The sequence below is a fragment of the Listeria valentina genome (assembly GCF_011800755.1).
In the GTDB taxonomy this organism is placed as follows: domain Bacteria; phylum Bacillota; class Bacilli; order Lactobacillales; family Listeriaceae; genus Listeria; species Listeria valentina.
Map to the genome: position 1 here is coordinate 1 of NZ_JAATJW010000140.1, position 1,240 is coordinate 1,240.

General features: G+C 34.4%; 1 protein-coding gene. It reads right to left on the reverse strand.

Translation table 11 applies throughout. From position 1 onward, the window contains the following. On the reverse strand, positions 1 to 1,124 hold a 1,124-nt coding region (locus HCK02_RS13840; RefSeq protein WP_167630679.1), incomplete at its 3' end, for an Lmo2079 family surface lipoprotein. Between the last annotated feature and the right edge of the window lie 116 nt (positions 1,125 to 1,240).

Here is a 1,240-nt window from a genome sequence, read left to right on the forward strand (position 1 = left end):
TCTTCTGAGAGATCTAAATCTTCAAGATCAGTTGTCTTCACTTTGTCACCATACATGACTTTCATGAATGCTTCTTGAAGAATCGTTTCAAGTTCTTTTCCACTTAAAACTTCAGAGCTTTTTGGAAAAGCTGGTAGTTTAACGAAGTCTTTGTTTGTAAGTTTCATGGTTGCTGCCATTTTAAAGGAATCTGTTCGAGCTTTTGAGTTATCAATTTTGATTTTCATCGTCATTGACTCAAGTTTGTCGCCTTTTCCAGCTTTCATACTAATCGGCATTGAAATTTTCACAGTTTTGTCTTTTTCATAATCTGCAATAGTATCTTTCAGTTCGCCACGGAACTCAGTGTAGTTATCATCAAAATCTGTGACTGATCCTTGCTCAGAAGCAATGGTTTTAATGTCTTTTTTCACATTATCTTTTCCAAGCATTTTGTGAGTTTTTGTTAAAAGAGCCAAGAAATCTTTTTTAGCAAGCGTTAATTCAACAGCGTCATCTTTCCCTTTCGAGAAACGTTTCTCGTCTAAGCCGTTTAGGTAATCTGTCATCATTTTGTTAATTTCTTTTTGCAAATCTTCTGTTGCTTTAACTGTTTTTCCAGAAGTTTTAGCGGGCTCTTCTGTGCCTGCAAATTCTGTGATTGTTTTACTGCTTAGATATTTATCTTTCAGCTCAGGATGACTTTTCGTAATTTCCGAAAAAACTCCACTTGTTTGACCATCGATTAGTGTTTTCACACCGCTATCTACATCAACAATATTTTTAAGTGGAATGAAGAATTCACCAGACTTCATATCACTTAGAACTGTCAAGTCCACATTCATTTTCATGCTTCCTTTGGAAACAAGTTTAATATCTGTTGCACCCTTTTCAGCTTTTGAATCCACAGATGACGTTAAAGTCACTTGCATTTGCTTCAGTAATTCAACAATTGCAGCTGATTCCGTATCTAGATCATCTGACTCAAAACTATCAACCTTAAAAGATACAGATTGTGTATATTTTTCCGGTAAATCCGTCTGATTTTTATACGTATCTACAAACTTTTCTTGTGCCGTTTTTCCACAGCCAGCAAGCGCTAACATAAAAACAAGCAAAATTGATAAAAACAACCCTTTTTTCATGAACTTTCCTCCATTAAGAATAATTATGTACAGACTTAATGTATCACATGTGAAAGATGGACTACAACCCTTTTTCCTATTTGTTCACATTTTAGACACAATTTTTCAAATTTTTT